At 43.8% G+C, this 8,113-nt stretch carries 8 protein-coding genes and 1 riboswitch; of the genes, 3 read left to right on the top strand and 5 right to left on the bottom strand.

Features of this window, described 5'->3' with window-relative positions:
* A partial coding sequence (locus B4H32_RS06760) for a peptidoglycan glycosyltransferase FtsW (RefSeq protein WP_286800989.1) occupies positions 1–792 on the top strand: 792 nt, incomplete at its 5' end.
* Positions 793–851: 59 nt separating this feature from the next.
* Here the strand turns inward: B4H32_RS06760 and gluQRS are convergent.
* The 5 genes from gluQRS to thiC all read right to left on the bottom strand — a co-directional run bounded on the left by gluQRS (position 852) and on the right by thiC (position 5,940).
* Positions 852–1,784, bottom strand: a complete 933-nt coding sequence (gene gluQRS / locus B4H32_RS06755; RefSeq protein ID WP_414630952.1) for a tRNA glutamyl-Q(34) synthetase GluQRS — start codon at positions 1,782–1,784, stop codon at positions 852–854.
* A gap of 11 nt (positions 1,785–1,795) precedes the next feature.
* Positions 1,796–2,329 carry an RNA polymerase-binding protein DksA gene (dksA, locus tag B4H32_RS06750; protein ID WP_004680758.1) on the bottom strand — a complete coding sequence of 178 codons (534 nt, stop codon included), beginning with the start codon at positions 2,327–2,329 and terminating at the stop codon, positions 1,796–1,798.
* A gap of 191 nt (positions 2,330–2,520) precedes the next feature.
* A complete protein-coding gene (gene cpdA, locus B4H32_RS06745; RefSeq protein WP_004680757.1) occupies positions 2,521–3,336 on the bottom strand; it encodes a 3',5'-cyclic-AMP phosphodiesterase in 816 nt (271 codons plus the stop codon).
* A gap of 21 nt (positions 3,337–3,357) precedes the next feature.
* Positions 3,358–3,969 carry an NUDIX domain-containing protein gene (locus tag B4H32_RS06740; protein ID WP_004680756.1) on the bottom strand — a complete coding sequence of 204 codons (612 nt, stop codon included), beginning with the start codon at positions 3,967–3,969 and terminating at the stop codon, positions 3,358–3,360.
* Between the two features lie 75 nt (positions 3,970–4,044).
* The gene (gene thiC / locus B4H32_RS06735; protein WP_004756348.1) at positions 4,045–5,940 is read right to left on the bottom strand and encodes a phosphomethylpyrimidine synthase ThiC; all 1,896 of its coding nucleotides are present in this window, start codon (positions 5,938–5,940) and stop codon (positions 4,045–4,047) included.
* 84 nt (positions 5,941–6,024) lie between these two features.
* Positions 6,025–6,145: riboswitch (TPP riboswitch) on the bottom strand.
* A gap of 145 nt (positions 6,146–6,290) precedes the next feature.
* On the opposite strand from thiC, the gene phoU reads away from it, so the two are divergent.
* Together phoU and B4H32_RS06725 are read left to right on the top strand one after the other, a co-directional pair.
* On the top strand, positions 6,291–7,013 hold the full coding sequence (gene phoU, locus B4H32_RS06730) for a phosphate signaling complex protein PhoU (RefSeq protein ID WP_004680754.1): 723 nt from the start codon (positions 6,291–6,293) through the stop codon (positions 7,011–7,013).
* A 331-nt stretch (positions 7,014–7,344) separates the two neighbouring features.
* Positions 7,345–8,096, top strand: a protein-coding gene (locus B4H32_RS06725) for an IS5 family transposase (protein WP_155756392.1) whose coding sequence is annotated in 2 segments (ribosomal slippage) — positions 7,345–7,681 and positions 7,681–8,096 — 753 coding nt in all. Because the reading frame shifts where the segments join, the coding sequence is not laid out codon by codon here.
* Positions 8,097–8,113 lie beyond the last annotated feature (17 nt).

Raw genomic sequence — 8,113 nt, 5'->3', positions numbered from 1 at the left:
ATTGCCAAGATCGTGATGGCAATTTTTACCGCTGACTATGTGGTTCGCCGTGCCAAAGAGGTGCGAACGCACTGGAAAGGTTTGCTGCGCCTGAGTGGTGTCATGGCCCTAACCGTTGGCTTCATTGTGGCTGAGCCTGACTTGGGGGCCACCGTCGTGATTGTTTTGATGATGGTGGGTGTATTTTTTCTGGCAGGTGCGCCAGCAACACAGTTCCTGATTATGCTGGGGGCAATTGTTGCGGGCGTGACGGCACTGATCCTGTTTGAGCCTTTCCGCTTTCAGCGCCTGATTTCATTTACCAATCCCTGGGCTGATCCATTGGGCGTTGGCTACCAGCTTTCCAATGCATTGATGGCATTTGGACGTGGTGAATGGTTTGGCACGGGATTGGGACACAGTGTCCAGAAGCTGTCCTATCTTCCAGAAGCACATACTGACTTTATGTTGGCAGTTCTAGGTGAGGAGTTTGGTTTTGTTGGCGTGACCATTGTGATGGCGCTGTCATTTACCATGCTGGCATGCTGTATTCGTATTGGCCACCGTGCATTGCAACACAACTACCTGCGTGCAGGCTATTTGGCCTATGGCATCAGCATTATTTTCCTGCTACAGATTCTGGTGAATGCAGGCATGAATATGGGCTTGATGCCAACCAAGGGTTTAACACTGCCATTCATTAGTTATGGTGGTACATCGTTGATGATGTGTGCAGCCATGATCAGTTTGATTCTGAAAATTGATGCATCAACGCAAGAGTTAAATCCTGTGAAAGAAGAATCAAACTTCTAGTCAATCAAGCCTAAAAGTTTTACAGAAGCCCTTTGCCATGCCTAGGGCTTTTTTATTGCCTATAGGTATATTCCAGCCAAATGAATACCTTTTGGAATTAAAGCAATATTCCATTGTTGCACCGCTTGTTTGAGCATAATTCGGGGCTGGTCAAGTTCAATATCAGGCTGACCTAGCGCTAAAATCGCCTGCTGTAGCAGTTCTGGAGCTTTAGAAGTGCCTAATGCCTGCGCCATATTCTGCTTTGACAGTTTTTGTCCCTGATCATTCATGGCAAGCGGGAGGTGCATATAGTTTAAAACGGGATAATTTAACAGTGAACCGAGCCAGATTTGGCGAGTGGTATTATCCAGTAAATCTGCACCACGAACCACATGGGTAATCCCCTGTAAATAATCATCGACCACGACAGCCAATTGGTAGCTAATAATGCCATCTCGGCGTTTTAGCACAAAATCGCCGAGATCATGTTGCAAGTTTGAGCATTGCTGGCCCTGTAAACGATCATCAAAACAAATGCGCTGATCAGTGACCTTTAGGCGAATCGCTTGCTGGCTGAAATCAAGACGGAGGTCACGACAAGTACCTGCATAGATATGATTGGAACCCAGCATTTTACGTGTGCATTGACAGGCATAAACCGCCTGGATTTGTTTAAGCTGTTCAAGCACCTGTTCATAAAGCTCTAAACGATCTTTCTGGAAAATGATTTCGGCATCAGGTTCAAACTGAAATGCATCAATACAGGAGAGAATGTGGGCTTCACTATGGGGATAAATGCGTGGAATGTCGGTGTCTTCAATGCGAACCAGCCATTTGCCATGATTGGCCTTGGCATCACAATAGCTTGCGACTGCGGTAAGCAGGGACCCAAAATGTAAGGGGCCAGTGGGAGAGGGGGCAAAACGTCCGATGTATGAGCGACGATTAAGCAAAGTATCGCTTTGCCGCTGCGCAAGAGCGAAGCTGTGCTTCGCTTCATGGCTTAACACGGTTGTCAAAATTAACCGTTGTTTTGCTTTTCTTTGATTTCTGCCAAAGTTTTGCAATCGATACAGAGCGTTGCCGTTGGACGTGCTTCCAGACGGCGTAGGCCAATCTCAATGCCACAGGTTTCACAGAAACCATAATCTTCGTTCTGGATCGCCTCAATCGACTGTTCGATTTTACGAATCAGCTTACGCTCACGGTCACGGGTGCGTAACTCAATCGCAAACTCTTCTTCCTGTGTTGCTCGGTCATTGACATCAGGCAATGCAGTTGATTCATCCTGCATGGTGTTCAGGGTGCGGTCAACTTCAGACATTAACTCAGCTTTCCATGCATTCAAAATCTGGCGGAAATGCTCAAGCTGCCTTTCAGACATATATTCTTCGTTTTTCTTTGGCTGATAAGGTGCGATGCCAAACAGACTTGCGGTGGTTCCACCTTCCGCAGACTTGGGTTTGGTTTTACGCACACGTTTTACAGGCGCTTTTTGATCGTCAATCACTTCTGTCTGTTCGTCCAGGACTTGATTTTGGTTGTCATTCGCCATATAGGGCATTCCTCATCATACACGTACTATCTATACGCAAAAAATATGGTGATATGCAAGTGTTTTTATATAAACCGAAGATGGTTTTCCCCATCAGGGGTCGTCATCATATAGAGTTTTTAGACAAGATGGTAGTCATTCCTGTCTAGATTTCGTGAGAAATCGTGGATGTGATTTGTAATCAACAGTCGCTAATCATATCCCAAAACTTCTGAGCTGTTCATACGCTGGGAAGTCGGAAGCCGATAGACCTGTGTTTCCAGCTCGCCATTGGCCTTAAGGCAGATATAACGGTAACCAGGATGTTCCTCATCCAGGGCGAATTTATCACTTTTCGGTTTGAACTGAATACAGGTTGATGGAGTTGATAAAAATTGAATATCTTGCCATCCGTTAATAGAGTCTTGGTGGACATGACCACAGATGATGGCTTTGATATTTGAAAAAGGTCGAATCGTTTCGAGTAAATCAGATGAGTTCTTTAGTTTATGTTGATCAATCCAAGCAGATTCCATCGCAAAAGGATGGTGATGGCAGGCAATAAGCACATAGCGGTCTTTTAACTGTTGTAATAGTCTGGTCAACTGTGCCAACTGACCATCCGCGATTTTTCCATCAATACGCTGTGGCTGTGCACTGTTCAGTAAAATAATGCACCATTTGCCAAGTTCAACAACCGTTACCTGTGTCTGGTCGCTTTCATGGAAAGGAAAATGGACAACATCATCATGATTGCCTGGGGTATGGAAGAAAGGAATGCCCAGACTCTGCATATGTTGCAGATAGCGATTGTAGGTCACTGGTGTCGGGTTCTGAGCCAGATCACCTGTATGCACAATCAGGTCAATATGGGGGTGCTGTTGGCGCATCAAGTCGATTACTGCATGAAAGCTTTGCTCGGGATGCATCCCGACAAACTCCAGATGCGGATACTCCAGTAAATGGGTATCAGTAATCTGTATCATCACAAAATCTTTTTGCGATAACGCTGAGACCTGGAAAGTCACCGTCTGTAGTCCCTCAGATTCTTATCGTTGTTGTAAGTGTTGAGCCAGCCACTGCAATGCCATAATCACAGGTGCATTTCTCAAACGTCCATTCTTAAGTAAAGTGCCTAGTTCTGAATAGTCAAATAAATGAAGCTGGATATTCTCCCCTTCATCTGGCATCCCAAAGATGCCCCCCATTTTTGGTAATTCTACTTCTGCCGCATACAAGTGAAAAAATTCCGAGCATGCCCCCGCAGAAGGGTAAAAACTAAATAAATGCTGGAGCTGTTGAACCTCACAACCCGATTCTTCCAGGCTTTCCCGACGGATACAGTCTTCTGGTGCTTCGTCTCCATCCAGCACACCAGCAATGACTTCAAGTTGCCATGCTGACTCGGAGTCATTTAATGCACCGACCCGAAACTGCTCAATGAGTGCAAAGCGTTGTTGTTGGTCATTATAAAGCAAGACACCAGCGGCTTCTGGGCGATGGATCAGCTCACGCTGAATCACGGGTGAGTAATCTGGCTGATTAAACAGTCGGTGTCGAAAGCTCACTTTCTCAACTTGAATGAATCCTCGGAATAGAAACTCTCGAGATTCTATCGTAACGTCGGATGCTGAATAGCTGGCGTGGTCAAGAATATTCATCTTCAATCAGGATGAGATTGTACATATCTCATCCTAACCGAGAATGATTCATGGGCAAATCTTTTTTTAGGCGATTTACAGCTTGTGGTACAATTTTTGACCATTTTCCTGATAAGCGGTTTTCATGGCACTGAGACCTGCTTCAATATCTTTTTGCACATCATTTGACTGATTGGCATTGTGTTGATTTTGCGCATAATCTCGCACATTCTGAGTAATCTTCATGGAGCAGAATTTTGGTCCGCACATGGAGCAGAAATGCGCTGATTTATGTGCCTCTTTTGGCAAGGTTTCGTCATGCATGCTGCGTGCCGTATCTGGGTCCAGACTCAGGTTAAACTGGTCATCCCAACGGAACTCAAAACGTGCCTTGGACAGTGCGTTGTCACGTACCTGTGCACCTGGATGCCCCTTTGCCAGGTCCGCTGCATGCGCCGCAATCTTATAGGTGATAATCCCATCCTTGACATCTTTCTTGTTGGGTAGACCTAAATGCTCTTTTGGTGTGACATAACAGAGCATGGCAGTACCATACCAGCCAATCATCGCGGCACCAATCGCCGAGGTGATATGGTCATAACCTGGAGCAATGTCAGTTGTTAATGGCCCCAGTGTATAGAATGGCGCTTCCTTACACACTTCCAGTTGTAGGTCCATATTCTCCTTGATCATATGCATTGGCACATGACCAGGACCCTCAATCATCACCTGTACATCATGTTCCCAAGCGCGATGTGTCAGTTCACCTAATGTCTTAAGTTCACTAAATTGTGCTTCGTCATTGGCATCCTGCACACAGCCTGGACGTAACCCATCACCTAAGCTAAATGAAACGTCATAGGCTTTCATGATTTCACAGATTTCATCGAAATGCGTATACAAGAAGTTTTCTTGATGATGCGCAAGACACCATTGCGCCATAATTGAGCCACCACGCGACACGATGCCTGTCAGACGATTGGCGGTCATAGGCACGTAGCGTAATAACACACCTGCGTGAATGGTGAAATAATCGACACCTTGTTCAGCTTGCTCAATCAAAGTGTCTTTAAAGATTTCCCAAGTGAGATCTTCCGCGACACCATCTACTTTTTCTAAAGCTTGATAAATAGGCACGGTACCAATTGGTACAGGAGAGTTACGGATAATCCACTCTCTGGTTTCATGAATATTCTTACCCGTCGATAAGTCCATGATAGTGTCGGCGCCCCAGCGGGTTGCCCAGGTCATTTTTGCCACCTCTTCATCAATTGATGAACCGAGTGCCGAGTTGCCAATATTGGCATTAATTTTTACTAAAAAGTTGCGACCAATAATCATTGGTTCAATTTCAGGATGATTAATGTTGGCAGGAATAATCGCACGACCTGCGGCAACTTCTTGACGGACAAACTCAGGGGTGATTTCTCTTAAATTCTGAGCACCAAAGTTTTGTCCTGCATGCTGACGCATGTCTACGCCTTCACCTTGGCGTTGATTTTCACGAATTGCAATATATTCCATTTCAGGCGTAATTATGCCTTGTTTGGCATAGTGCATTTGGGTAACGTTTTTACCTGCTTTAGCTCGACGAGGATTTTGAATATGAGCAAAACGAATGTCAGCAGTACGAATATCTTTTAAGCGAGCTTGACCAAAATCAGAACTTAAACTTGAGAGTACATCGGTGTCATCACGTTCTTCAATCCAAGTTTGACGGACAGAAGGTAGACCTTGATTTAAGTCAATTTGTACATCAGGATCGGTATAAACACCTGAGGTGTCATAAACCATAACAGGTGGATTATATTCACCACCTAGACCTGTCGGTGTTTCTGTCAAGCTAATTTCGCGAAATGGAACTTGGATATCTGGGCGAGAGCCTGTTACATAGACTTTTTTTGATGAGGGTAAAATACGGGTTAAATCTTTAGCATCTTGCTCATGTTGAGCGGAAATATCAGCAGAGGGAAGATTCGTTAATTGGTTCATGGCATGATCCTTATGTATTACATTAACGAATCAAGCACGAGCAAAAACGATAGCGAATTTATCTCTTTGATAAATAAAGGCGAGGCTTTTGTTGGGCTTGATTCCTACGCAGGTGTTAACCTGATCAGGTTCAACGGTACTTGTCTTTAAATCTTGTGATTAAGATAATCTCAGCAGTTAATTAACTGCGCTCCGTCAAGCTAGGTATTTAGACTAACAGATTTTTAGATTTTTGTTTTATCAATTCGCACCAATCGACTTTTGACTCAGCTGTGTTATTGTCATAAAAGTTTCATCATTGCTGTGTTTTAATCACCCATCATTTTCCATGTGTCTAGTGGAGGCATACTGTGAGTCCAAGTAATCCTGTGTTAAGTCACCATATTTCTTCACAATTTAATGAAGACTTACAAGATGTGCATACCAAGTTTATGACCATGGGCGGTTTGGTCGAGCAACAGGTTGCCAATGCAATTCATGCCCTGCTGGATACCGACGCAAACCTGGCGATTGATGTTCAGTTCAAGGACAATACTGTCAATCAGCTTGAACGGGATATTGATGAGGGCTTAACCCTGATTCTGGCACGCCGCCATCCCGCAGCGATTGACCTGCGTATGGTCATTGCGATGAGCAAGGCCAATACCGACCTTGAACGTATTGGTGACGAAGCAGCAAAGATTGCGCGTATTGCCCAAAACCTGTGTAAAGAGGGGGAGTCACCGCGTGGTTATATGGAAACACGCCATATTGGTAACCAGGTTCGCGTGATGATCCATGATGCTTTGGATGCCTTTGCCCGTCTGGATGTGGATCAGGCCTTAAAGGTGGTGATGGCGGATGTGGATATTGACCGTGAATACCAGTCGGCAACGCGTACCCTGATGACCTATATGATTGAAGACCCGCGCCATATTTCGCGTGTCATCAATGTGATGTGGGTGCTGCGTTCATTGGAAAGGATTGGTGACCACGCGCGCAACATTTCCGAGCAGGTGATTTATATGGCTAAGGGAATGGATGTGCGCCACACCAGCATTGAAGAAATTGAACAGAAAGTAAATCAAAAATAATTTCAGGAATTAATATTGACCACTGAATCTGAATGATCAGTGGTTTTTTATTGGAAAAAATCCAGATAAAAAAATCCCAGACTTCGGGGGAAAAGTCTGGGAGAGAAATATCATGCGTTCTGAGATATCAATATATCTCTTTATCTTTCTTAGACTCACTATAATTATATTCTCTTCAAGTGTCATGTAGACAACTGTGTATACTCTGTAACCCTTTATTACTTATGTAAATGTCACGTAAAAAGAGAGCTATATTTAACTCTCTTTTATTGAGTGATATTAGGGCTTGTTGAGAATTAACAAAGGCTACTGATTAATTTATAATAGTACTATGGATAGATACATACTTACTGATGCCCAATGGGCAAAAATGGAACCTTTTTGCCTAGGTAAAGTGACCGATCGAGGTCGTAGTGGAAAAGATAATCGATTATTTTTAGAAGCAGTCCTATGGATTGCCCGTACGGGCAGTCCATGGCGTGATCTACCTGCTCATTTTGGTAAATGGAATACCGTCTTTAAAAGATACCGTGACTGGGTTAAAGCTGGTGTATTTGAAACTATTTTTGCATCTGTAAATGAAGATGTTGATTTGGAATACGCCATGATTGATGGAACGATTGTTAAAGTTCATCGACATGGGCAAGGTGCAAAAGGGGGACTTTCAAACAGTCTATAGGTAAATCTCGAGGTGGAATGACCTGTAAAATTCTTGCCTTAGTGGATAGTCTAGGCAACCTCATTAAGTTTCGATTAATGCCTGGTCAATATCACGATTTAGTAGAAACTAAACCTTTAATTGAAGATGTTGATTTTCAAGCATTACTAGCGGATAAAGCATTTGATGCAGATTGGCTCATCCAAGAACTCAATGAACGTAAAGTGAAAGTGGTGATCCCACCCAAATCTAATCGAAAAGTAATAAGAGCATTTGATACGACTATGTATAAATGGCGTCATCTCATTGAAAACTATTTCTGTAAGTTAAAAGAATTTAAACGTATAGCGATGCGTAGTTGTAAAACAGATACGAGTTTTGAAGCCATGATTCAATTGTGCGCGAGTGTAATTAACTCTCGGTAATTCTCAACAGACCCTAG

The sequence above is a fragment of the Acinetobacter sp. UBA2063 genome (assembly GCF_002333245.1).
GTDB lineage: Bacteria > Pseudomonadota > Gammaproteobacteria > Pseudomonadales > Moraxellaceae > Acinetobacter > Acinetobacter parvus.
This window is presented reverse-complemented; position numbering and strand designations above follow the sequence as displayed.

Bases quoted from the DNA above. Each gene is read 5' to 3' on its own strand.
- B4H32_RS06740 (WP_004680756.1), bottom strand. From the start codon at position 3,969: ATGAATATTCTTGACCACGCCAGCTATTCAGCATCCGACGTTACGATA.
- dksA (WP_004680758.1), bottom strand. From the start codon at position 2,329: ATGGCGAATGACAACCAAAATCAAGTCCTGGACGAACAGACAGAAGTG.
- thiC (WP_004756348.1), bottom strand. From the start codon at position 5,940: ATGAACCAATTAACGAATCTTCCCTCTGCTGATATTTCCGCTCAACAT.